Below are 24,330 nucleotides of genomic sequence, written 5' to 3' on the forward strand. Positions count from 1 at the left end.
CTTGATTTTTCCCCCTTCAACTATCAGTATTTCCTAAAAATAGAAACAAAAAATCACCTTCTTCTTAAAAAATGAAGGCGATTTTAGCTTTTCTTTAATCTTTCGGCAATTTTTTCAATAAGCTCATCTTCTGTCAGCGCGGAGACTGGACGGTTATTGACAAAGGCAAACGTTTTTTTGCGGCCGGGACCGCAATACGACTGGCAGCCAATTTTAATCGTCGCGTTTGGATCCAGCTTTTTCAAACGGGGAATCAACGTTTTTAAATTTGGTGCTTTACAATCGTCACAGACGCGAAATTCATTCGCCATCTCTTGTCACCCTTTCTCTTCGCTTGCCCTGTGGATTACACTAACGTGTATTCTAACGCTTCTTTTTCGCCAATGCAAGTTTGTTTGCTTGAAGTCTTGATTCCATTTACTTCCTTATGTTTGTATAACGAAAGTTAGCAAGTTCTTTTTTCGCATAGACAGCAACTCTTGCAAATTTTTATTCACGGAAACTAAAAATAGTATAAAATTTACTATTTTTGTCCATGCTTCTACTAGCAAACAAGAAAAAAAAGGGAGTTGAGAATAATGAAACAACGTCAAGATGCATGGACAGAAGAAGATGATTTGCTATTAGCGGAAACGGTGTTGCGGCATGTGCGGGAAGGAAGCACACAGCTTAACGCGTTTGAAGAAGTTGGAGACAAACTAAACCGAACATCAGCCGCCTGCGGATTCCGCTGGAACGCGGTTGTCCGTCGTCGCTATGAGCAAGCATTGCAGCTCGCCAAACGGCAGCGAAAAGAACGGCAGCGCCTTTTAGGAAAACAGCAAGGCGGGAAGAAAAAATTGTTGTACAATCCACCGGTTCCTTCTTTGGAGGAAATAGGAGAAATCGCCCAATTACCAGCTGTTGTATCTCCTTCCAATGAAACAGCGTCGATGACGATCGATCACGTGATTGCCTTTTTACAAACATTAAAAACAACTCACCGCAACCACGAAGCATTAGCAAAAGAAAACGAGCGTTTACGAAAAGAAAATGAAGAAATGCGCGCAAAAAATGAAGAATTAGAAAAGAAAATTGCCAAATTAGAAGAAAACTCTTCCACGATTCAAGAAGATTATGAAACATTAGTAAGAATTATTAATAGAGCCCGCAAACTTGTCTTGCAAGAGGAAGAAGAGCGGCAAACGCTCAAATTCCGAATGGACCAAAACGGAAATCTGGAAAAAATCGCAGAATAAATAATGGCTGCCCGGTTCCATCGAGGCAGCCATTATTGTGTCATCAACGCTTTCTCATTCCGCTTGACGATCCGATCCCAATAATATTCGTATAGCGATAGCTCCTCCCCGGTCAAAGCGGACGAATAAAGCTCGCCGCCAAACGATTGCAGCGTGCGAAGCAACAAAAGCATGACCGACGGTATCGTCAAATCCTCGTTTAACAATTCGGAAAGCGATGCCATCGTGCTTGGAACAATCGTCGGGTATACGAACTTCGTCGTTTCTCCTTTTAGTCCAAGCTCATAAAACTGCCGGATTAACTCCGCCCGCGCTGATCCGCTTCCATTTATGCATAAATAAATTTGCACCGCGACTCCACCGCGCACGCGCCGCTGAGAAATACCGGCAAATTTTTTTCCAGCAATGCTTAAATCATAGCTTCCCGGACAATACGAACCGACGATTTCCCTCGCTTCAATCGTTTTATTGTAAGCCGAAAACATCGCCTGTATAAGCTGCCACATCGCTTCATATCCTTGGTTGATATCAATTGCTTTCGTCGTTTCCGGAAAAATGAGGGATATATTGAGCACCCCTTCATCCAGCACGACGGCAAGCCCCCCAGAATTACGGACAATGACATTGTACTTTTGCGCCTTTAAAAATGACACCGCATCATGCAAATAGGGGAGCTTCGCATCTTGAATCCCCAATACTACCGTATTGTAATGAACCCATGTACGAACGACCGTATCAGACTGTCCCGTTCCTACCGATGTGCAAAGTGTATCATCGATCGCAAACGATTGTTTCGCATCAAACATCGGGCCGAAATTCGACTGATCAATAATGCGCCATTTCGCCTGTTGCAACAATTCGTGAACCATTGCTTTTCTCCTTAACGAAGTAATCTGCCAAAAATTATATCACAATATGAAAAAAGGGTGACCACTTGTCACCCTTTTTTCGATTATAGCGATTGCGCCGCGGTAATGAGCGTAAGCTTGTACACATCTTCCGCATTGCAGCCGCGAGACAGGTCGTTAACAGGCTTATTCAGCCCTTGCAAAATCGGACCGACTGCTTCAAAATTACCGAGACGCTGAGCGATTTTATAACCGATATTTCCCGCTTCTAAGCTTGGGAAGATAAATACATTCGCATCTCCTTGAATGACCGAATCCGGCGCTTTCTTTTTCGCGACAGATGGAACGAACGCCGCGTCGAATTGAAACTCGCCGTCTAACACTAAGTCTGGCGCCATTTCTTTCGCAAGCCGCACCGCTTCGACGACTTTTTCCGTTTCCGGTGATTTCGCCGATCCTTTTGTCGAAAAGCTTAACATCGCCACACGTGGTTCGATATCGAACATTTTTGCGGTGTTGGCGCTCTCTACAGCAATTTCCGCTAAATCTTGGCTGTCTGGCGCAATGTTAATCGCGCAATCGGCAAACACGTACTTCTCGTCACCGCGCACCATAATAAATACGCCTGACGTTTTGCGGATGCCTGGTTTCGTTTTAATAATTTGCAATGCAGGTCTTACTGTATCGGCAGTCGAATGTGCCGCACCGCTTACAAGCCCATGCGCTTTATCCATGTACACAAGCATGGTGCCAAAGTAATTTTCATCGAGAAGCATTTCCCGCGCCGCTTCTTCTGTCACTTTTCCGTTGCGGCGTTCGACAAATGCTTTGACAAGCTCGTCCATTCCCTCGTATTGATGCGGGTCGATGATTTCGACATTCGGAAGGGTCAATCCAAGCTCACTTGCTTTTTGTTTTACCGCTTCCTCGTTGCCGATCACAATCGGTGTGACAACTTGTTCATTGGCCAGACGGCTTACCGCAGTTAAAATACGCTCATCAAGACCTTCCGGAAACACAATTTTCCGTTGTTTTCCTACTACTTTTTCTTTTAAGGCAGAAAATAAATCGCTACTCACGAATAATCCTCCTCAATATAAAAAATCCCCATATACTAGGATACTCTTATTATGTAGAAACGCAACCAATTTAAGCACTTGCAATGAATAGTCGATTTATTAAAATAATTCAGTTTACTGGCTTCCACATGCGACATTCGCGTTTTTTTGGCTAAACTATGGTATAGTAGAACTGTAAATTACATATAAGGAGTGAATATAATGAGTGAAGCTGCACAAACACTCGATGGTTGGTATTGTCTTCATGATTTCCGCTCGATCGATTGGAGCGCTTGGAAAACGTTAACGAGTGATGAGCGTGAAGCAGCGATTCGTGAGTTTTTATCTTTAGTCGAAAAATGGCAGGAAACAGAAGATAAAAAAGAAGGCAGTCACGCGATTTATACGATCGTCGGTCAAAAGGCAGATATTATGTTTATGATTTTACGTCCGACGATCGAAGAATTAAATGAAATCGAAACGGCGCTAAACAAAACAAAACTGGCTGAATTTTTGGTGCCGGCCTATTCATATGTTTCTGTTGTCGAGCTAAGCAACTACTTAGCCTCCGGCGACGAGGATCCTTATCAAATTCCGGAAGTGCGCCGCCGCCTCTATCCAATTTTGCCGAAAACGAAACATGTTTGCTTCTATCCTATGGACAAGCGTCGTCAAGGCAATGACAACTGGTATATGCTTTCCATGGAAGAACGCCGCAATTTAATGCGCGCCCATGGTCTGACAGGTCGAAAATATGCCGGCAAAGTGACGCAAATTATCACTGGCTCCGTCGGTTTAGATGACTTTGAATGGGGCGTTACATTATTCTCTGATGACGCATTGCAATTTAAAAAGCTTGTTTATGAGATGCGTTTTGACGAGGTCAGTGCCCGCTACGGGGAATTTGGATCGTTCTTTGTTGGAAATCGTTTAACAGTAGAAAAAGTACCGGTATTTTTACACGTGTAACCTCGACGGGGATGCATCAAGCATCCCCGATTTTTTTTGGACAATCTCCGTTTTTTCTGTCATATACCGTTTTTCTTCCCCATAAATATAAAATCAGAAATTCGTTTATAAATTTGTCACCATTTCTCGCTTCCGCAATAGCCTATTATTGTCGAGAAAAAAGACAATTGAGGTGACGACATGGCTGTTGTGGCACATACAGAGGAAGACGTAAGACTGCTGGCAAGACTGATGCGAGCAGAAGCAGAAGGTGACGGAAGACTTGGCATGTTAATGGTAGGAAACGTCGGAGTGAACCGCTGCATTGCCGATTGCCTTGACTTTCGAGGGATACGCACCATCCGTCAAATGGTGTTTCAAAGCCCGGGCGGCTTTGAAGCAGTTCAAAAGGGCTATTTCTACCAAAGAGCAAGAGACATCGACATTCAATTAGCCCGTCAAGTAATTCGCGGCTGGCGATACCATCCTGCGACAAACGCGCTTTGGTTTTTTAAACCAGCGGGAGAATGTCCAGCGCAGTGGTTCAACCAATGGAACGTCGGTCGTTATAAGTCGCATTGTTTTTATGCGCCATCGCGTAGTGATTGCCCAAGAGTATATTAAATTTTCATAGAGGAGGTTCCCCTATGTCCAATCATTCATATGAAAATGCGTATAACCCGCTAGAAGATGAGCGTCAACAACCGTATCAACCTTATCAATTTTATCAACCTTATCAGCAGTATCCATATGGATATATGTACCCACAAACCTACTATCCAATGGCTTATCCATACTACCAACAACCAATGACAGCGTACCAACAGCCAATGATGGCGCCAACTTCTGAATTTGGTTTGCAGGCGCCTTCTTTCGCGGCCCAAACACCGACAATGGCAAGCCAGCCGTCTATCCCTGGCATGCTGCCAATCGAACAGTCTTACATTGAAAACATTTTGCGCCTCAATAAAGGAAAACTCGTTACCGTATATATGACGTTTGAAAACAACCGCGAGTGGAACGCAAAAATATTCCGCGGAACCATCGAAGCGGCGGGGCGCGACCATTTAATCTTGAGAGACCCGCAAACGGAAATGCGCTACTTATTGCCGATGATTTACCTTGATTATATTACGTTTGACGGGGAAATTGCCTACGAATATCCGTTTGCTGGGGCGACAGCGCAATTGAGCAGCTATTCCCCGCGATAACCGCAAAAAATAAGGTTGCTAGCGGCAACCTTATTTTTTTATGCCGTCCCACGCCGCGCCGACATGTTTGCGGCGATATTTCGTCGCACCTTGGCGATCGTTCTTGGACGCGCGGGCGCTGTACATCTTCTTTCCGTTATACTCACTCTCGCCTACTTGTCCATGATTAGTTTGATCGCTTTTCATATCGTTCCATGGACAGCGGGAGCGGCCTTGCTCGCTCTACCGCCATCCATTCGGCTTCGCTGGTGTTTCCGCCATGGGGCCGAACGGATGGATGAAATTATCGGAATGAAATGGGCGGCCTGGCATCACTGGGTCTTCGGATTGCTCTTTGTTTTTGGCATATCCCTGTAAACGAACGTCAGAAAAACTTTCGGTCATTTGCCACCCGCAAAGAACTGTTTATATTCCAAAAAATAAGGAGCGCTTCATGGAACCGCTCCTTTCAACTTATTTTCATTGCCGCATAACCGATCAGCACCCACGCGATTAAAAAGGCAACGCCACCAAATGGGGTGATCATCCCAAGCGGTTTGATTTGCGTCACGCTTAACACATATAAGCTTCCGGAAAAAAGGACAATGCCAATAAACATAATCCAGCCAGCTGTTGTCAATAGGCTGATATTCGGAAACTTACCAAGCAATAGACCAACGACAAACAAGCCGAGTGCGTGGAACATTTGATATTGCACGCCCGTTTTCCATATTTCTAAGTAACGGTCCGGAATTTTTCCTTCTAACCCATGCGCTCCGAACGCCCCGAGCGCAACCGCTAAAAATGCATTGATCGCTCCAAGGAGCACAAACATTTTCATTGATCTCCGTCCCCTCATGAACAATTTTTCATCACTATGATAACGTATTTCCACACAAAAGAAAACGATATGGGCAGATTGACTATTCTTTTGCTTACTTAAAAATCGAATAACGATGGACCGTTTGCATCATCTCCGATTTCGATTCGCTCCCCTTTCCCTTGTGAGATGGAAAGCGGAGGCACCTCAACGGAAGAAGCGACTGGCATTTCCTTTTCTTTCCCTTCTTCCAACACTAAATCACAAAGGGCGCGAACAACGGCAATATGCTCACGTAAACGTTGCGGACTAGCAGCCGTCTTCGCCTGCCGCAGCTGTTCCTCCATTTTCATTAAAATAGTTGTGATCGGTATATTCAACTCCTTCACTCCTATCTACATAAAATCGCGCTGAACTCCTAGCGCTGTCATCTCTTCCCGCTCGTTTTAAATATTTTCAATCTGCCAATCAATCGGTTCACGCCCCACTTTTTGCAAAAAAGCATTTGTCCGCGAAAACGGGCGATGCCCAAAAAAGCCGCGCGCAGCGGAAAACGGGCTTGGATGTGGCGCTTCAATAATGTAATGATGCGGATTGGTAATCAGTTCTTTTTTCGCTTGCGCATGCCGCCCCCACAAAAGAAAGACAACGGGATCTTGTTTTTCATTGACAAGCTCAATCACGCGGTCCGTAAAAAATTCCCATCCTTTTCCTTTATGTGAATTCGCTTGCCCGCGCCGTACGGTTAATACAGTGTTTAACAATAATACTCCTTGCTTTGCCCACTTTACTAAATAACCGTTGTTCGGAATGTAGCAACCTAAATCGTCATGAAGCTCTTTAAAAATATTGACTAGCGACGGCGGCAGCGGAACCCCTGGTTTGACAGAAAAACTCAACCCGTGCGCCTGTCCCGGTCCGTGATACGGATCTTGTCCTAAAAGCACCACTTTCACCTGTGCATACGGTGTATAATGAAGTGCATTAAAAATATCATACATATCCGGATAAATCGTTTTCGTGCGATATTCCTCTTTTAAAAACTCACGCAACTTTATGTAGTACGGCTTATGAAACTCTTCTTCGAGCAATGGAGCCCAGTCATTTTTTAAAATTGCCATACCCCCATAACTCCTTTTCATTTGTTCATCATTAATGTATCACAACTCATTTTATTATTAAATTGTTCAGCGAGAAACTGAAATAGCCAAATGAACAGCGCCACATATTCGAATTCGTTGCAGATGAAACCAATGATGTTTAAGCGTTTGCCAATCGTCTTCAGCTTGTCGATAAACTGAGAGCGCCTTATCCATAAAGGCGCTCTCCTTCCAAATTAAAATTGAGTTTTTTCTTCTAAAAAGCTTTTTAACTCTGAAATCGGGATTCGCACTTGCTCCATTGTGTCGCGGTCGCGCACCGTCACCATGCCGTCTTGTTCGGAATCGAAATCGTACGTAATACAGAACGGTGTACCAATTTCATCTTGACGGCGATAACGTTTGCCGATCGAACCAGACTCGTCATAGTCCACCATGAAATATTTCGATAGGTCTTCATAAATGCGGCGCGCGCCTTCCGATAGTTTTTTCGACAGCGGGAAGACAGCTGCTTTATAAGGAGCTAGCGCCGGATGCAGACGCATCACTGTCCGTGTCGTACCGTCTTCCAGCTCCTCTTCATCGTAGGCGTCAATCATGAACGCAAGCGTCACGCGGTCCGCCCCAAGAGATGGCTCAATGCAATAAGGGATATAACGTTCGTTCGTGTCTTGGTCAATATATCGGAAATCTTCGCCGGAATATTCCATATGTTGTCTTAAATCATAATCCGTACGTGACGCAATTCCCCATAGCTCGCCCCAGCCAAACGGGAATTTGTATTCAATATCGGTTGTGGCGTTGCTGTAGTGCGACAATTCTTCTTTCGTATGGTCGCGAAGACGGATGTTTTCCGGCTTCATGCCTAATGACAACAGCCATTGCTTGCAAAACTGTTTCCAATAATCAAACCATTCTAGCTCCTCACCAGGTTTACAGAAAAATTCTAACTCCATTTGCTCGAATTCGCGGGTACGGAACGTAAAGTTTCCTGGCGTAATTTCATTGCGGAAGCTTTTGCCGATTTGCGCGATGCCGAACGGCAGTTTTTTTCGCATCGTACGCTGGACGTTTTTAAAGTTCACGAAAATGCCTTGCGCCGTTTCCGGGCGGAGATAAATTTCGTTTGCACTTGATTCCGTTACTCCTTGATATGTTTTAAACATTAAATTAAATTGACGAATGTTCGTAAAATCATGGCTGCCGCATTCTGGGCAGGCGATGTTATGCTCTTTAATGAGCTCTTCCATTTTTTCGAACGGAAGACCATCAACGATCATTTCGATTCCTTTTTCTTCCAACGCATTTTCGATCAGCTTGTCAGCGCGGTGACGAGCTTTGCATTGTTTACAGTCAATCATTGGGTCATTGAAGTTGCCTAAATGGCCGGATGCTTCCCACGTTTTTGGATTCATTAAAATCGCCGCGTCCAAACCGACGTTATAAGGTGATTCTTGAACGAACTTTTTCCACCATGCCCACTTAATGTTGTTTTTTAATTCCGTTCCTAATGGGCCGTAATCCCATGTGTTTGCTAAGCCGCCGTAAATTTCTGAACCTGGAAATACAAAGCCGCGATGTTTTGCATGTGCAACAATTTGCTCCATTGTCACTGACATAACTGTTTCCTCCTTTACTGTTTTCTTTAGACATACAAAAACGCTCTCGCCACTAGGCCTTATGCCTAGGGACGAGAGCGTGACTCCCGCGGTTCCACCCTAGTTGATGCGACCTGCGCATCCACTTTTTCAGGAAAGTAACTCCGGACTGCCGTTTCATTAACCATCTTCGCCAGGCTTCCACCGTCCCCGGCTCGCTATGGAAGAGAGGGCTAACTACTATCGATCCATCATCGCTACAGCATATTCCATTTTGCTAATTATAATAGCAAAATCAAAAAACGCTCGTCAATGGCCAACACCATTTTTTAAACATGTTTTAAACGACACAGTCTTGATATTATCGGCGTTCCATCCCAAACAATCTTGCTTTTTGCTCTTCGTTTTTTCACTTCCGGCTCATCAAGCAGCAACCAAAAGTTTTTCATCGGCAAATTCCCAAGCCCGTGCTTTTCGCTTAACCGATTTAAGTACATTTGTCGTTTGTCGCTCATCTGTCGCGACAAGTTGTCTCCATCATTGGAAAAAGCGTACAATACGCTCGCGACCGCGACACGCTTGATGCGAAACGCCTCGGACACGCGTAAAAAAAAGTCCCAATCCCAATAATGGTGAACATTCGGATCAAAATAACCGAGGTGATCATGAATCGATTTTCGGTATAAACTCCCGGATGGAACGTATGTAGAAAATCTCCGCATCGCTTCCCGGTCATATTCATAAGCGAATAAGAAGCGGTCTGTCGGGATACGCTGTCCGTTTTCGATTCGATAATGGAAAATTTCTACATCTGAATAAACGAAGTCCACATCGGCAATTTCCGCAACCATTTGCTCTATATGACAAGGAAGCAATATATCGTCATCATCGCAAAGCATAATGAGTTCCCCTTTTGCCGCTTTAACGCCGATATTTCTCGCCTCGACATGTCCGACATTGTCGCGGCAATGGATGAGATGGACGCGCAACTCTGGATATAACGCGACAATATCATCAACACGCTCGCCACCATCATTTACAACGATCACTTCAAAATAACGATATGTCTGTCTGTTTAATGATTCTAATAATTCCGCAAGCGGATACAGACGATTATAGGTGGGAACGACAACCGATACAAAGGGACGCAAAGTCCGCTCACCGCCTCTCTTTTTCTCCCCACAAAAAAGAAGGAGCAATTACCCTTAAGGTATAAGCTCCTCCCCCTTTTTGTCAACCGCTATGCCAATTCCTGTTGCTTCGTTTCTTTTCCTAACACCCATACCGCAATAACGCCAATGAAAATAGAAATACAGAAAATCAGAAAAATCGTTGTAATCGTAATATGTCTATTGACAAGATAGCCGACGAAAAGCGGTCCTAAAATGCCGCCGATGCGTCCAAATGACGCCGCCATCCCAGCTCCCGTGCCGCGAATCGAAGTCGGGTAAAGCTCTGGAGTATAGGCGTATAACGCTCCCCATGCGCCAAGGTTAAAAAACGATAGTAAAATGCCAAAGGTCATGAGCAGTGCAAGCGAATCCGCGTTGCCAAAGAAATAGGCACTAACGGCCGTACCAATCAAATACGTGATGAGCACAAATTTCCGACCCGCTCGTTCAATAAGCCATGCGGCGCTAAAATAGCCAGGCAATTGCGCCAGCGTCATAATCAAGACATACTCGAAGCTTTTAATTAAGCTAAACCCTTTCATAACCATTACGCTTGGCAGCCATAAAAACATACCGTAGTAAGAAAATACGACGCAAAACCAAAGCACCCAAAGCATGAACGTTTCTTTCCGGTAAGAAGACGACCAAACCTTGACGATGTTGTCCCATACGGTTTCTTCTTTGCGCGCACTTGTAAACCTTGGCGAATCAGGCAATCCCCATCGTAAATATAGGGCGTATAACGCCGGAATCGCCGCAAGCAATAGCGCTGTTTGCCAACCGTATGTTGGAATGACAAAATACGAAATTAACGCGGATAACAACCAGCCGACTGCCCAAAAGCTTTCCAGCAGCACAACAGCTTTTCCACGTTCTTGCGCTGGCACGCTTTCCGATACAAGCGTCGAAGCAACCGGCAGTTCTCCGCCCAACCCCATGCCTATGAGAAACCGTAAAACTAAAAACGCCGTCAATGTCGTCGTTAAGGCAGATAGTCCGCTTCCGATCGAGAATAATAATAGTGTAATAATAAACACGTTTTTTCTGCCGATGCGGTCGGCCAACAATCCGAATAACAGCGCGCCAACTGCCATACCGATGGAGTTGATGCTGCCGATCCATCCCATTTGTTCGACACTTAAGTTCCAATCTTTTTGCAACGCCGCGATAATAAACGACAGCATGCCAACATCCATCGCGTCAAACATCCAGCCAAGCCCGGCAACTCCTAACAGCTTTCGCTGCGAAATCGTTTGTTGAATCATGTAAATCCTCCTATTTTTACAAGTGTAAAGACACCTTTTACATCATTATAGGGGGTTTTGGCTGCTTATTCAATAATCGATTTTTTGTTTGCTGATAGAAATACATAAGTTATATGTTTTTTAATATGATGTTCTGTATGAGCAAGAATATTCCCCATCCTCCTATTCCAAGCACAACGGATAATATAAATGAAAAAGAGGATAAGCCATTGACTTATCCTCTAGTTATACCAAATTATCTTGCAAATACTTCTTTAATCGTATATTCCAGCCACTCCTTCACTGTTTCAAACGCAAAACGAACGTTGAGGCGCTCGGTCCATTGATGGGCGCCGCGTCCGACCGGACCGACATTGAGCACCGGAACTTGAAATTTTGCCAGCGCATCAAACGGCAAATGATAGCCGCGATTCCACACCGGCATGTTATCGGTAAGAGCTCGTAAAGAAGATGAAGATTGCTGCAAGCCGACATAGCTTAAGTCGGAAATTCCGCCGAAGTAATGTTGCTGCACAAGAGAAATGCCATGCTTTTCTTGCGCGTATTTTTGCAGCTTCGCAACAAGACGCTGAACGAGCGGATCGCTGCTGGCGGTGACAGCCGGGTAATACGGAGGAGCATAAAACAGAACGATCATCGGCGCGAAATCTTTACAAAGTATAGCAAGCCGGTCGACTAGTTTGATCGTTTTCTCCCGCTCGTCTTTCGCTGCTTCCGTTGATAAAACGCTTGCTTCAAGCTGTTCGATTCTTTCTAATCCAACCATCTCCACTGCTTTCTTTCTTAACTCTGAAAAAGTGAATACGTTGATAGACAGCGGTTTCGGCGCCCATTTTTCGAGTTTCGCAAAGCGGGACGCTTCATCGTTATAACGCTCTTCGATGCGTTTTGCCGCCCGCTTTGCGATCGCGATTAACGAGTTCGTCACGTCATCGAGCGACCTTTTCTGCAAAAATAAATTAAATAACGTTACCGCGCGATGCGGTATTTGCACAGAATATTCTTCTTTTCAATCGGTCTGCAATAAGTTTGTCGGCGGCGGACTGACTTCCCCACTAAACACTTCGCAAAAATCAGTGTTAAATTCTAATTCATTAGCGATTTGCGCCGCCATGAAATTGGCATTTAGCCCTGCGAACGGTTCTCCGACATGCGTTTCTTTTCCGTAACAATAAAAGCCCGGCAGCACTTTTCCAATCGAGCCGGTGTAAATGTAATTCGCTTTGTCCCCTGGGTAGCGAGTAAACATCGGTTCGGAATTAAGCACAAGCCGATAGGTTAATCCGTATTTTTCTGCCATTTCGACAAGGATCGGCACGGCCGCACGCATTCCTACCGAGCTCACTTCCTCATCCGGTACCGTAAGCAGCAGTAAATTTCCTTCAAACTTTCCTTGGCATGCTTGCTCGATCAGCGACATATGAAGAGCAAGACCGCACTTCATATCCATCACGCCGCGGCCAAATAACCATTCCCCTTCTTCCATATCAGCTTGCACATCAGAAGGAAGCTGTTGTTTCTGTTCGTAAAACCGCTCCGTCAGCTTTTCGGGAGAAAATGCGGCGTCCTTCCATGCCCCGTAATCTTGCACATCGACCACATCAAAATGGCTGATGAGAATGACGGTATCGCGCACTTGTTCCGCTTTTTTCACCAGTGCGGTTACAAAATAACGGCCATCACCTGTCGGATGCAATTGCACAAATTTATTATTTCCCCGGAAATAATCAAGTGTGCACAACTGTTCCGTGATGTATTGTGCAAGTAACACTTCCGCTTCTGTCCCGCTAATGCTTGGATATTCAACTAAATGACAAAGCAATTGCTTTAATTGTTGCGTCGTTTGCCATTTCATCCCGATCCCCCATTATTTTTGATATCGTTCTCCCTTATTTTAGCAAAAAATAACGCCGCCACCTATGGCAGGTGCGGCGTTACAAACTCCATTTTTGGATGTCAAAGTTCGACAAATAAAATCATTTGATAACATTGCGAAAAATACGGAGCCTGCCGCAATGGGCAGTGGTTACGCATTTTTCGTTTCGATATGAAAAATCACTGTTTCTCCTTTTGTCGCCTTCGTTTCGGATGTTTTTTGCAAGCTTGCCACGGCATCGCCGTTTGTCACGATAATCGGTGTGACCGTGCTTTTCGCTTTTTGTTTGACAAGATCTAGGTCTACCGTTAATAAACGCTGGCCGGCTTTGACACGGTCTCCGGCTGCTACATGCGCTGTAAATCCTTCGCCATTCATCGAAACCGTTTCCAATCCCACATGAATTAACAGCTCTACGCCCGCTTCCGAACGCAAACCGACCGCGTGTTTTGTTGGGAATACTTGCACGACTTCCCCATTGACAGGCGCAACGACTTCTCCTTCCGTTGGTTCAATCGCGATACCGTCTCCCATCATTTTTTGCGAAAAAACGGGATCAGGAACTTCTTCTAGAGGCTTGATTGTGCCTGTCAACGGCGCAACCACATCTTCATGAGTCGGCTTTTCTTTTTTGCCAAACCATTTTTTAAACATGTAGTCCATCCTTTCTTCTTTTTTAAATAAACGAGATAAATGAACAAAAAAAACCTAAAACGCCACCATCGTGTTCGTCTTAGGTCTTGCCTGCAGTCGCAGTCACAATCCCATCCTTTTTCATATTTAGGGTAAATGGAAATGCCAAATTTGTCAAAGAATAACGATATAAGTTCATTGGAAATTCATATTTTGGCTATGCTCATTGTCTTAAGCATCGGCAAATCTCGTCCGCCACTTCACGGATAGTCAATTTCCCGCCGATGTCAGAAGTTTTTATGCCATCTGTTGCTACACTTCGATAATCGGTTCCTTTATAATAAAGCCCCTGCACACTCCTCTCAAAAATTGGTTTCGTGCTAAAATAAAAACAAACAATTTTTTGTTTGTGCATTTCCACAAATTCACGTTATGAAACGAGGGAAACGGATATGACTCATCACGATGACCCATTTCAAGGGAACTTCGACAGCCTCGAAGAATTTGCGGACCATATTAGCGATCTGTTGCAATGTCCGATTACGATTGAAGACGCAAACCATCGGCTCATCGCCTATAGCGCTCACGATGACTATACCGATCCGGCGCGTACCGCAACGATTATCAGCCGGCGCGTACCCGAAAAAGTGATTAATAGTTTATGGAAGCAAGGGGCGATCCCGGCGTTATTAAGCAGTCGTGACCCTGTCCGTGTCGCGGCCATTTCCGAAGTCGGTCTCGGCAGTCGTGTCGCCGTCTCGATTTGGAAAAACGACGAAGTAATCGGATTTATTTGGGCATTGGAAACAGACCGCACGTTATCGAAAGAGGATATGGAGCTGTTAAAAAAAGCAGCAAAAGCAGCGAAAAATAAAGTATTGCAGCTGTATATGCGCAAAAATAAAAAAGAAGAACGGGTTCAGGAATTTTTTTGGAAGCTGTTGACGGGACATATGACGACAGAGGAAGAAATTAAAGAAAATTTCGAGATGATGCAAATCCCGACCGCTCCTTTATTTTCTGTCATCGTTTTTCGGCTTGCCAACGAAATTACGAGAGAGATTGAAAAACAAATTTCTTATCTGTTACAGACAACTCAACAAATTCAACTTCTTCTGTATACGACAGACCGGAGTGATGTCATTTTATTGGCAACACCGAAAAATGTAAATCAACCGCTGCAAGAGTTTAACTGCTTTATCCAATCATTCGCGACGAAAATGAAGGAGCGATTTCACATTAGCAGCATTCAAAGCGGCTTCGGCGGTATATACGAAACGTATACATGCATCGAAAAAAGCTACAAGGAAGCTTTAACAGTGCTGAAAATGAAAGAAAAGTTTCCGGCGCAAATCAGCTCCATTTATGGATATCAACAATTGGGCATTTATCAATTTTTTGATTTATTGTTAGAGAAAAAACGACAAGGAGAGTTTACCAACACGGCTTTACTCAAATTACAATCGTATGATCAAAAACACCATAGCGATTTAGTCGAAACATTCGAAATCTTTTTCGACCACGACAGCAATGTCAATGAAACGGCGAAAGCGTTAAACATTCATCCAAACACCCTTGCTTACCGACTAAAACGCATCGCCGAAATTGGTGAAATTGACTTACATGATATCAATCAAAAAGTAAAACTATATATCGATATTAAACTTGCCAAATATGAAGCGCTCCATTAAATTAATTTGTGGAAATCCACAAAATGATAGCGCTTCTTTTTTCCTTCTTAACAAAGAAAAAATTATTACAACCATTTATACTATAATTAAGGCCAAAATACGAGGGAGGAATTTCACTCATGATTATTGGGGTACCAAAAGAAATTAAAAATAACGAAAACCGTGTTGCGATCACGCCGGCGGGCGTTATGTCATTCGTTCAAGCTGGACATACGGTGTTAGTGGAAAAAGACGCAGGAATTGGAAGCGGTTTCACTAATGAAGATTATGCAAGCGCTGGAGCGCAAATTATCGATCAAGCACAAGACGTATGGGCAAAAGCGGATATGATCATGAAAGTAAAAGAGCCGCTGCCAAGCGAATATAACTATTTCCGCCCAGGACTAATTTTATTCACGTATTTGCATCTTGCTGCAGAACCGGAATTGGCGCGTGCACTGAAAGAAAAAGGCGTAATTGCGATCGCGTACGAAACTGTACAAGTCGGCCGCACCCTTCCGCTTCTTACGCCGATGAGCGAAGTAGCAGGACGCATGGCGGCGCAAATCGGCGCGCAATTTTTAGAAAAACCAAAAGGCGGAAAAGGCATTCTTCTCGGTGGTGTTCCAGGAGTAAGCCGCGGTAAAGTGACGATCATCGGCGGCGGTACTGTCGGAACGAATGCGGCAAAAGTCGCAGTCGGTTTAGGCGCAGATGTAACGATCATCGATTTAAGCGCAGACCGCCTTCGCGAGCTAGATGACATTTTCGGCCACCAAATTACGACATTAATGTCCAACCCAATGAACATTGCTCAAGCGGTCGCAGAGTCGGATCTTGTGATCGGCGCTGTTTTAATCCCAGGAGCAAAAGCACCAAAACTTGTTACAGAAGAAATGGTCAAAGCGATGAAACCAGGTTCCGTCATTGTCGATGTCGCGATTGACCAAGGCGGTATCGTCGAGACAAGCGACCACGTCACGACGCACGACAACCCAACATACGTCAAACACGGTGTCGTTCACTATGCGGTTGCCAACATGCCTGGAGCGGTTCCAAGAACATCCACGCTCGCATTAACGAATGTAACGATTCCATACGCTCTGCAAATCGCTAACAAAGGTGTTCATCAAGCCGTCGCAGACAACCCGGCGTTAAAACTTGGCGTCAACGTCGCAAACGGCGAAATCACTTACGAAGCAGTTGCCCGCGACCTTGGCTACAACTATGTCCCAGTGGAAGAAGCGTTAGGAAAACAACTAACCGCAAATTAATCCATCATACCGGTACTGCGCGCCTGGCGCAGTGCCGGTTTTTTATTCCTTTGCCACAACCACTTTTCTATCTTATCGAAGTGATTTTATGCTATTATTAAAGAATCATGATACATACGAGGGAGGAATGCACCATGGCAATGCCTAAAGCACTGACCATCGCCGGTTCTGACAGCAGCGGCGGCGCTGGCCTTCAAGCGGACTTAAAAACGTTTCAAGAACTTGGCGTATACGGAATGACCGCGATTACGACGATCGTCGCGATGGATCCACATAAACAATGGTTTCATCAAGTGTTTCCGATCGATCTCGCTACTATCGAAGCGCAGCTCGAAACCATTATTGTTGGCGTCGGAGTTGACGCGATGAAAACCGGCATGCTTCCGACAACAGATATCATTGAACTTGCCGCAAAAACGATTGAAAAACATCAATTGACCAATGTTGTCATTGACCCGGTAATGGTATGTAAAGGAGCGGACGAACCGCTTCATCCGGAAAATACAGTATGCTATCGCGAAGTGCTTGTGCCAAAAGCGACAGTAGTAACACCAAACTTATTCGAAGCAGCACAATTAAGCGGGCTAAGCCGCATTGAAACGGTGGAAGATATGAAGGAAGCGGCGGGAAGAATCCATGAGTTTGGCGCAAAATATGTAATCGTAAAAGGCGGACGCAAAATTCCTCATGAAAAAGCGATCGACGTCCTATACGATGGAAAAACGTTCGAATTGTTGGAATCCGATCGCATCGAAACAACTTATACACACGGCGCAGGCTGCACGTTCTCCGCTGCGATCGCTGCAGAACTTGCGAAAGGAAAGCCGGTGAAAGAAGCGATCGCAACGGCGAAGGAGTTCATTACGGAAGCAATTCGCCATTCTTTCCCGCTCAACCAATATGTCGGGCCAACAAATCATGGCGCGTACCGCCGCTATCATCAATAATGAGGCAGGAGACACTTCCTGCCTATTTTCTTTGCATCGCGTCATAAACATGATAATATAGAAAGCAAAACGACTACGAAAGAAGGATGTGTGAATCCATTGAGAGTATCTGCTGTTCAATACCATCTCCATACCATTGATTCGTTCCAGCAATTTGCCGATCAAGTAACCCATTACGTAAAAACCGCACAAGAGTTCGAAGCGGAATTTGTCCTGTTTCCCGAATTTATAACCACCCAGCTGTTATCCATTCCGACCGGTTCAGGAAAAGCCGCAGCCATTGATGACTTGCCAAATTATACAGAACCGTATTACGAGCTATTCACTTCGTTAGCGAAACAAACGGGCATGTACTTAATTGGCGGCACACATGTTATTCGCAAAAACGGAAAGTTATATAATGTCGCCCATTTATTTACACCAGACGGACAAATTCATCAACAAGCAAAGCTGCATATTACGCCGACGGAAGTAAAAGAATGGGGCATTGCTCCGGGAGAAAGCATCAATGTGTTCGAAACAGAAAAAGGGACGATCGCGCTTTTGACGTGCTATGATATTGAGTTTCCAGAAGTCGTCCGCATCGTTCGCGCCAAAGGGGCGGATGTCATCTTCTGCCCATCATGCACCGACGACCGCCATGGATTCCATCGCGTTCGTTATTGCTGCCACGCGCGCGCCGTCGAAAACCAAGTGTATGTCGTCACGACAGGCACGGTCGGCTCGCTGCCAACCGTCGACTTCATGCGCGCCAACTTCGGCCAGGCCGCGGTCATTACGCCAAACGACATTCCGTTCCCGCCGCGCGGCATTTTAGTCGAAGGGGAAATCAACGATGACATGGTGGTCACCGCCGACCTTGACTTGTCGCTGTTGTATAAAGTGCGCGAAAAAGGTTCGGTGACGACATGGCGCGACCGCCGCACGGATTTATATCCAGATTGGAAATAAGGGAGAGGACGAATCGATGAAATACGTACGAATTACAAGCATTGACGACCCGCTTTTTGCAAAAATGTATGAGTTGCTAAAAACAGTATTTCCAAAAGAAGAAGTGCTCGAGTTTGAGCTGTGGAAAGAACCGCTCCAAGACCAGAATTTGCGCGTCTGTGTCGCCATACTAGACGATAATGTCGTCGGTGCGACCGAATACCGCTACTACCCGGACATGAACGTCGCGATGACGGACTTTACAATCATCGGTAAAGAAGGGCTTGGCATCGGCCGCTTTTTAATGGAACACCGCGAGAAAGATTTGCTAGGGATGGCCGCCAAGCACGGCAACGAGCTATTGGGCATGTTTGCGGAAATTTACGACCCTTATCGCGTGCAAGATCATTCGTTCGGCGGCATTAAACCGATGGACCCTTACGTCCGCCGCGAAGTGTTGTCCCATATCGGCTACCGCAAGCTTAACTTTCCGTACGTCCACCCTTCGTGGAAAAATGATGGGGAAGCGGTATCCGCCCTTGATTTTTGCTTCCTATCTTATAGCCATAAGGGAGACACGCTGCCGGCCGATCTCATCGTCCGCTTTCTTCAGACGTACTATGCGATTTTGCCAAACAAATCAGACGCCTGGCATGACATGATAGAAAACTTAAAAACGAAAACGGAAGTGGAATTGCTGCCGATTTAACGAAAAAAACCCCGGATGCGACAACACGTCCGGGTTTTTTTCTTATAACGATGCTTTGAAACGGTCAAACTGCTCAGCAATTTTACCTTCCGGCGCCTTTGTTAACAAGCTGACGATCACAATCGCCGCCAAACTCGCAGCGAAGCCTGGAATCATTTCATAAAGCAAGCTTTTTAAATACGCTGATTGCGTCCAGAGAATAACGGTCATTGCTCCTGCAACCATGCCGGCAAGCGCACCCCATTTCGTCATGCGCCGCCAGAACAGACTTAATAAAATGACGGGACCGAACGAAGCGCCAAAACCTGCCCACGCATAGCCGACCAAGTTTAAAATCGTATCGTTTTTCGTATACGCCAACGCCGACGCTACTAACGCTACAATGAGCACGGAAAGCCGGCCGACGAAAACTAATTCTTTATCCGAAGCCGAACGGCGGAATAATACTTTATATAAATCTTCCGTTAAGGAACTTGACGTCACCAGAAGCTGCGAAGAAATCGTGCTCATAATCGCCGCTAAAATCGCCGAAAGCAAAAATCCGGTAATGAGCGGATGAAATAAAATTTCTCCGAGCTTGACAAAGACGGTCTCCGGATCGCCAAGCTTCGGACCGTGCTCAGAAAAATAGGCGATTCCAAATAACCCTGTCAACATCGCGCCGACAACGGAGAAAATCATCCACCCCATTCCAATGCGGCGGGCATTTTTCATTTCCTTGACCGATGAAATCGCCATAAAACGGACAATAATGTGCGGTTGTCCGAAATAACCGAGACCCCACGCAAACAGCGAAATAATACCGAGGAAGCTAGTTCCTTTCCATAAATCGAGCAAATTAGGATCAATGTTTTTAATGGTAGTAAACGTATCGCCGACACCGCCCGTATGGAAAAGCGTTACGGCCGGGACAAGAATAAGAGCAATAAACATAATCGTTCCTTGCACAAAATCGGTCCAACTAACAGCCAAAAATCCTCCAAACAATGTATACGCAACAACGACACCAGCAACAATCCATAGCCCTGTATGATAACTTGTGCCAAATGAGTTTTGAAACAGCACCGCTCCAGATACAAGACCAGAAGATACATAAAAGGTAAAGAAAATCATAATAACAAGACCGGAAATTAACCGAAGCAGCTTCGATGTATCGCCGAATCTATTTTCCAAAAATTCCGGAATCGTAATCGAATCATTTGCTACTTCCGTATATACACGCAAACGAGGCGCAACATATAACCAATTCGCATATGCTCCAAGCGTAAGCCCAATAACAATCCATGATGCACTTAATCCTTGCGCATACATTGCTCCTGGAAGCCCCATCAACAGCCAACCGCTCATATCGGAAGCCCCCGCACTGAGCGCTGTGACCGCAGGGCCTAACGTCCTTCCCCCAAGCATATAATCGGAAAGGTTGGACGTACGTTTATAAGCCCAATACCCAATAAGAAGCATCCCAATCATATACACTGCGACAGAAATCAATACCAAGGCATTCTCCCCTTTCCTTTGTTGCCTTCTCTATCATCATAACGAAAGAATATTATTTTTACAATAATAATTATAATTTTCCAATTGTTTAGAACATAAATATATTATAAGGTTTTCCAAAAAACAAAACGAATATTCAATTAATTTATAATATAAAAATAAACCAACCCACTTCTGCTACATTATTTTATAAAAATGAATATTCATTTGTTTCAAGAATATTATAAATTGAAATTCAACTAATAGAATATAATAGTGAGGAGGTTTATTAATACGATCGCTGTAGTGCTTGCGTTGCTTACAGCGTTGGCTGCATGTGGTGGAAAATCTGCGGAACCGAGTTCTTCTTCCTCTTCGGGAAAAGAGGAAACAAAGAAAAAAATTATCGTCGGAACAGACGCTGCGTTTGCACCGTTTGAGTACATGGATAAAGGGGAAATCGTCGGTTTTGACGTTGACTTGTTAGATGCGGTTATGAAAGAAGCTGGCATCGACTATGAACTGAAAAATATCGGCTGGGATCCGCTCTTTGCCGCATTGCAAAGCAAAGAAATCGATATGGCGATCTCCGGCATCACGATCAATGATAAGCGGAAACAAACATACGATTTCTCCATTCCTTATTTTGAATCCACCTATATGATTATGGTGAAAGAAAATAGTCCAATCAAAAATGCGCTTGACTTAAAAGGAAAAACGATCGGCGTCCAAAACGGCACCACGGGACAAGCAGCAGTAGAAAAATTGCTTGGAAAAGAAAATAAAAACATTAAAAAATTCGAAAACACGGTTGTGGCGATTATGGACTTATTAAACGGCGGCGTCGAGGCGGTCGTTACGGACAACGCGGTGGCAAGCGAGTATGTGAAAAACAATCCGGATAAAAAAATCAAAACCATCGCCGATCCAGAACATTTCGAGTCTGAGTTTTACGGGCTGATGCTCCCGAAAGGAAGCGACTTGAAGCCAAAAGTGGACGAAGCGACAAGGTTTTTTACGGACCACAACAGCAAAAAGCTGGTCTTCGCCATGCTGTTTCCATCCGCAAACAAAAAAGAATCCTTCCCTCGCATTTAGGGAAGGCTAAACAGAACGACCCAGCTGCTTTGCCAGCCGTTCGCGAATGCGCGGATTTAACGTTTGCCACATCCATTTTTCAAATAGCTCCTTTTTTTCTTGAAATGGTAAATAGTAGCGCTCGCCTGCTTGTTGGCGCGCTCTCTCGGTTACATCGTATAACGCAAGCGCTGCCGCCACTGATATATTAAAACTTTGGACAAACCCATACATTGGAATCATAAACGTCGCATCAGCGGCACGAATCGCCTCTTGCGACACACCGCTATGCTCGTTGCCAAATAGAAGCGCCGTCGGCCGCGACACATCGATGTCGCCAAGGCGAAGCGTTCCTTCGCCGAGATAGCTGGCATACACTTGATACCCTTTTGCTTGCAGCTCTTTAATCGTCGTTACAATATCCGGTTTTTGCTGCAGCGTCAGCCATTTATCGGCATGTCGCGTCACAAGCGGGTTCGGCTGAAACGGCGCTTTTCCAGTGACGACATACACATCCTGCACGCCAAACGCTTCCGCTGTCCGCAACACCGCCGCTTGGTTATGCGGATCGTCGACTGCTTCAGTCAATACCGTAATATAACGCGTCCGCTTTTGAAGTACATCATACATCCGCTTTAACCGTTCCGGTAAAATCATTTCCCAAATAAGACGCGTTTCTTCCGTCAACACCCCTTCTTTTTGCAGCTGTTCAATGAACGCTTTTGCTTCTTGCTCGTTCATTGCCATCACCTTCGTTTCTTCTAATAATCTACCTAGAACGAATCTCATTGTACAAAATTTTGACAATGCGAGCAAACACAACAAGCCGAAAAACTTCTTAATAAATCCATACATTCCCATTTTTTTATTGCCTATCATGAACCATAATACATATTACAAAGCAAATGATATATTTATTAGAATATTATTAATTTTATTTAAATAACAAAGATACCACTTATTTCATATATAAATACATTTACAAATATTTATCCAGCATATACTATATTAAATGTAAACGCTTTAAAAAATTTTTTAAAATAATTTATTTTTTATTTGCTTTTTACAAAATTGTCCCGATCGATAGGAGGAAACGATTATGCAAACTCCAAAAAATGAACAAAAATTACATCGTGGATTAGAGGAAAGACATATTTCTCTTATGTCTCTTGGGGCAGCGATTGGGGTCGGGCTATTTCTTGGCTCTGCATCTTCCATCAAATTAGCGGGACCGGCGATTTTGCTTGCTTATGCGGTAAGCGGCGCGATTATGTTCTTTATTATGCGCGCACTCGGCGAAATGGCCGTGGAAAACCCGGTTGCCGGTTCATTCAGCCGCTACGCGCATGACTATTTAGGACCGCTTGCTGGTTATTTAACCGGGTGGAACTATTGGTTTTTATGGGTAGTTACTTGCATCGCGGAAATCACCGCTGCCGGCATTTATATGCAATTTTGGTTCCCTGATACGCCAAGATGGATATGGGCGCTAGCCGCTTTAATAATGATGACATTAATCAATTTCCTCGCTGTCAAGGCGTACGGGGAATTAGAATTTTGGTTTGCGCTTATTAAAATTGTCACCATTGTATTTATGATCATCGTTGGCTTGGGCATGATTCTGTTCGGAATCGGCAATGGCGGAGTCGCCACAGGCATCAGCAACCTTTGGGAACATGGCGGATTTCTCCCGAACGGCTTTACCGGTGTGTTAATGTCTTTGCAAATGGTGATGTTCGCCTACTTAGGAATTGAAATGCTCGGCGTTACGGCCGGCGAAGTGAAAAATCCGGAAAAATCGCTGACCAAAGCGGTCAATAGCGTATTTTGGCGCATTTTAATTTTCTACGTGGGCGCATTATTTGTCATCATGTCCATTTACCCTTGGAACGAAATCGGCGAAAAAGGAAGCCCGTTTGTCTTAACATTTGAAAAAATCGGCATTCACGCCGCTGCGGGAATCATCAACTTTGTCGTTTTAACGGCTGCGTTGTCTTCCTGTAACAGTGGAATTTTCAGCACAAGCCGCATGCTCTTCAACTTGGCTGAGCAAAAAGAAGCACCGCCTTCCTTCGCTAAACTGACAAAGCGCGGAATTCCAGGCGTCGCCCTCATCGTCACGGCGTTAGCGATGTTAGTCGGTGTGTATTTAAACTACGTTTCCGAAAAAGTATTCCAATGGGTCACAAGTGTCGCGACATTTGGCGCGATTTGGACATGGGCGATTATTTTGCTTTCGCAATTGCACTTCCGTAAACGCTTAAGCCCAGAAAAGCAAAAACAATTAAAGTATAAAATGCCGCTTTATCCTTATAGCTCTTATGTCGCTCTCGCCTTTTTAGTCGGAGTTGTCGGTTTAATGGCATATTTCCCTGACACACGAATCGCACTTATCATTGGACCAGCCTGGCTCATCTTGCTCGTTGTCGTCTATTATGCAAAAGGCATGCATAAGCGCCATGCCTACCCTTCTGATAAAAAACAAGTTAGCTAAACAACCG

At 44.7% G+C, this 24,330-nt stretch carries 24 protein-coding genes and 1 pseudogene; 12 read left to right on the forward strand and 13 right to left on the reverse strand.

Annotation, left to right across the window (positions count from 1 at the left end):
* Window positions 1-83: 83 nt before the first annotated feature.
* Window positions 84-311 (reverse strand): YuzB family protein, encoded by a 228-nt coding sequence (locus DER53_RS04310; RefSeq protein ID WP_015865362.1) that lies wholly within the window; start codon window positions 309-311, stop codon window positions 84-86.
* 267 nt (window positions 312-578) lie between these two features.
* Between DER53_RS04310 and DER53_RS04315 the strand changes: the two genes are divergently transcribed.
* Window positions 579-1,238: an RsfA family transcriptional regulator gene (locus tag DER53_RS04315; protein ID WP_062754472.1), complete on the forward strand. Its 660-nt coding sequence runs from the start codon at window positions 579-581 to the stop codon at window positions 1,236-1,238.
* Window positions 1,239-1,270: 32 nt separating this feature from the next.
* On the opposite strand, the gene lipL is transcribed toward DER53_RS04315, so the two are convergent.
* Together lipL and pta are read right to left on the reverse strand one after the other, a co-directional pair.
* Window positions 1,271-2,107 carry an octanoyl-[GcvH]:protein N-octanoyltransferase gene (lipL, locus tag DER53_RS04320; RefSeq protein WP_015865364.1) on the reverse strand — a complete coding sequence of 279 codons (837 nt, stop codon included), beginning with the start codon at window positions 2,105-2,107 and terminating at the stop codon, window positions 1,271-1,273.
* Between the two features lie 83 nt (window positions 2,108-2,190).
* A complete protein-coding gene (gene pta, locus DER53_RS04325) occupies window positions 2,191-3,165 on the reverse strand; it encodes a phosphate acetyltransferase (RefSeq protein WP_062754474.1) in 975 nt (324 codons plus the stop codon).
* Window positions 3,166-3,366: 201 nt separating this feature from the next.
* On the opposite strand from pta, the gene hemQ reads away from it, so the two are divergent.
* The 4 genes from hemQ to DER53_RS04345 all read left to right on the forward strand — a co-directional run bounded on the left by hemQ (window position 3,367) and on the right by DER53_RS04345 (window position 5,660).
* Window positions 3,367-4,113, forward strand: coding sequence for a hydrogen peroxide-dependent heme synthase (hemQ, locus tag DER53_RS04330; RefSeq protein WP_062754476.1), 747 nt, complete (start codon window positions 3,367-3,369; stop codon window positions 4,111-4,113).
* A 180-nt stretch (window positions 4,114-4,293) separates the two neighbouring features.
* Window positions 4,294-4,716 carry a cell wall hydrolase gene (locus DER53_RS04335; protein WP_062754478.1) on the forward strand — a complete coding sequence of 141 codons (423 nt, stop codon included), beginning with the start codon at window positions 4,294-4,296 and terminating at the stop codon, window positions 4,714-4,716.
* A gap of 23 nt (window positions 4,717-4,739) precedes the next feature.
* Complete coding sequence (gene gerQ, locus DER53_RS04340) at window positions 4,740-5,303, forward strand: spore coat protein GerQ (protein ID WP_062754479.1); 564 nt, start codon at window positions 4,740-4,742, stop codon at window positions 5,301-5,303.
* A 15-nt stretch (window positions 5,304-5,318) separates the two neighbouring features.
* Window positions 5,319-5,660, forward strand: a complete 342-nt coding sequence (locus DER53_RS04345; RefSeq protein ID WP_156482441.1) for a UbiA prenyltransferase family protein — start codon at window positions 5,319-5,321, stop codon at window positions 5,658-5,660.
* Between the two features lie 91 nt (window positions 5,661-5,751).
* Here the strand turns inward: DER53_RS04345 and DER53_RS04350 are convergent, their stop codons facing one another.
* The 8 genes and pseudogenes from DER53_RS04350 to DER53_RS04385 form a co-directional block, all read right to left on the reverse strand.
* Entirely contained in the window at window positions 5,752-6,123 is a 372-nt protein-coding gene (locus DER53_RS04350; RefSeq protein ID WP_062754481.1) for a DUF423 domain-containing protein, read from the reverse strand.
* A gap of 98 nt (window positions 6,124-6,221) precedes the next feature.
* Window positions 6,222-6,482, reverse strand: a complete 261-nt coding sequence (locus DER53_RS04355) for a YwdI family protein (RefSeq protein WP_073967960.1) — start codon at window positions 6,480-6,482, stop codon at window positions 6,222-6,224.
* Between the two features lie 66 nt (window positions 6,483-6,548).
* Window positions 6,549-7,223 carry a uracil-DNA glycosylase gene (locus DER53_RS04360; RefSeq protein WP_062754483.1) on the reverse strand — a complete coding sequence of 225 codons (675 nt, stop codon included), beginning with the start codon at window positions 7,221-7,223 and terminating at the stop codon, window positions 6,549-6,551.
* A 215-nt stretch (window positions 7,224-7,438) separates the two neighbouring features.
* Window positions 7,439-8,821: a glycine--tRNA ligase gene (locus DER53_RS04365; RefSeq protein ID WP_062754485.1), complete on the reverse strand. Its 1,383-nt coding sequence runs from the start codon at window positions 8,819-8,821 to the stop codon at window positions 7,439-7,441.
* A gap of 308 nt (window positions 8,822-9,129) precedes the next feature.
* The gene (locus DER53_RS04370) at window positions 9,130-9,951 is read right to left on the reverse strand and encodes a glycosyltransferase family 2 protein (protein WP_015865374.1); all 822 of its coding nucleotides are present in this window, start codon (window positions 9,949-9,951) and stop codon (window positions 9,130-9,132) included.
* An 89-nt stretch (window positions 9,952-10,040) separates the two neighbouring features.
* Complete coding sequence (locus tag DER53_RS04375; RefSeq protein WP_062754487.1) at window positions 10,041-11,237, reverse strand: MFS transporter; 1,197 nt, start codon at window positions 11,235-11,237, stop codon at window positions 10,041-10,043.
* A 235-nt stretch (window positions 11,238-11,472) separates the two neighbouring features.
* Window positions 11,473-13,092, reverse strand: a pseudogene (locus DER53_RS04380) (M20/M25/M40 family metallo-hydrolase).
* Window positions 13,093-13,263: 171 nt separating this feature from the next.
* On the reverse strand, window positions 13,264-13,767 hold the full coding sequence (locus tag DER53_RS04385) for a PTS sugar transporter subunit IIA (RefSeq protein ID WP_062754489.1): 504 nt from the start codon (window positions 13,765-13,767) through the stop codon (window positions 13,264-13,266).
* A 431-nt stretch (window positions 13,768-14,198) separates the two neighbouring features.
* On the opposite strand from DER53_RS04385, the gene DER53_RS04390 reads away from it, so the two are divergent.
* From DER53_RS04390 to DER53_RS04410, 5 genes are all read left to right on the forward strand, one after another.
* Window positions 14,199-15,437, forward strand: coding sequence for a PucR family transcriptional regulator (locus tag DER53_RS04390; RefSeq protein ID WP_062754491.1), 1,239 nt, complete (start codon window positions 14,199-14,201; stop codon window positions 15,435-15,437).
* A 119-nt stretch (window positions 15,438-15,556) separates the two neighbouring features.
* Window positions 15,557-16,690 (forward strand): alanine dehydrogenase, encoded by a 1,134-nt coding sequence (gene ald / locus DER53_RS04395; protein WP_015865381.1) that lies wholly within the window; start codon window positions 15,557-15,559, stop codon window positions 16,688-16,690.
* Between the two features lie 134 nt (window positions 16,691-16,824).
* The gene (pdxK, locus tag DER53_RS04400) at window positions 16,825-17,637 is read left to right on the forward strand and encodes a pyridoxine/pyridoxal/pyridoxamine kinase (RefSeq protein WP_015865382.1); all 813 of its coding nucleotides are present in this window, start codon (window positions 16,825-16,827) and stop codon (window positions 17,635-17,637) included.
* A gap of 99 nt (window positions 17,638-17,736) precedes the next feature.
* Entirely contained in the window at window positions 17,737-18,588 is an 852-nt protein-coding gene (locus DER53_RS04405; protein WP_062754493.1) for a carbon-nitrogen hydrolase family protein, read from the forward strand.
* Between the two features lie 16 nt (window positions 18,589-18,604).
* The gene (locus DER53_RS04410) at window positions 18,605-19,276 is read left to right on the forward strand and encodes a hypothetical protein (protein ID WP_062754495.1); all 672 of its coding nucleotides are present in this window, start codon (window positions 18,605-18,607) and stop codon (window positions 19,274-19,276) included.
* Between the two features lie 42 nt (window positions 19,277-19,318).
* On the opposite strand, the gene putP is transcribed toward DER53_RS04410, so the two are convergent.
* Complete coding sequence (gene putP, locus DER53_RS04415) at window positions 19,319-20,773, reverse strand: sodium/proline symporter PutP (protein WP_062754497.1); 1,455 nt, start codon at window positions 20,771-20,773, stop codon at window positions 19,319-19,321.
* A 249-nt stretch (window positions 20,774-21,022) separates the two neighbouring features.
* Between putP and DER53_RS04420 the strand changes: the two genes are divergently transcribed.
* A complete protein-coding gene (locus DER53_RS04420) occupies window positions 21,023-21,850 on the forward strand; it encodes a basic amino acid ABC transporter substrate-binding protein (protein ID WP_062754499.1) in 828 nt (275 codons plus the stop codon).
* A gap of 6 nt (window positions 21,851-21,856) precedes the next feature.
* Here DER53_RS04420 and DER53_RS04425 read toward each other — a convergent pair whose 3' ends face one another.
* Window positions 21,857-22,570, reverse strand: coding sequence for a TrmH family RNA methyltransferase (locus tag DER53_RS04425; protein ID WP_015865385.1), 714 nt, complete (start codon window positions 22,568-22,570; stop codon window positions 21,857-21,859).
* A gap of 358 nt (window positions 22,571-22,928) precedes the next feature.
* On the opposite strand from DER53_RS04425, the gene DER53_RS04430 reads away from it, so the two are divergent.
* Complete coding sequence (locus tag DER53_RS04430) at window positions 22,929-24,323, forward strand: amino acid permease (protein ID WP_062754501.1); 1,395 nt, start codon at window positions 22,929-22,931, stop codon at window positions 24,321-24,323.
* The last annotated feature ends 7 nt before the right edge of the window (window positions 24,324-24,330 follow it).

The sequence above is a fragment of the Parageobacillus toebii NBRC 107807 genome (assembly GCF_003688615.2).
GTDB classification, from domain to species: domain Bacteria; phylum Bacillota; class Bacilli; order Bacillales; family Anoxybacillaceae; genus Parageobacillus_B; species Parageobacillus_B toebii.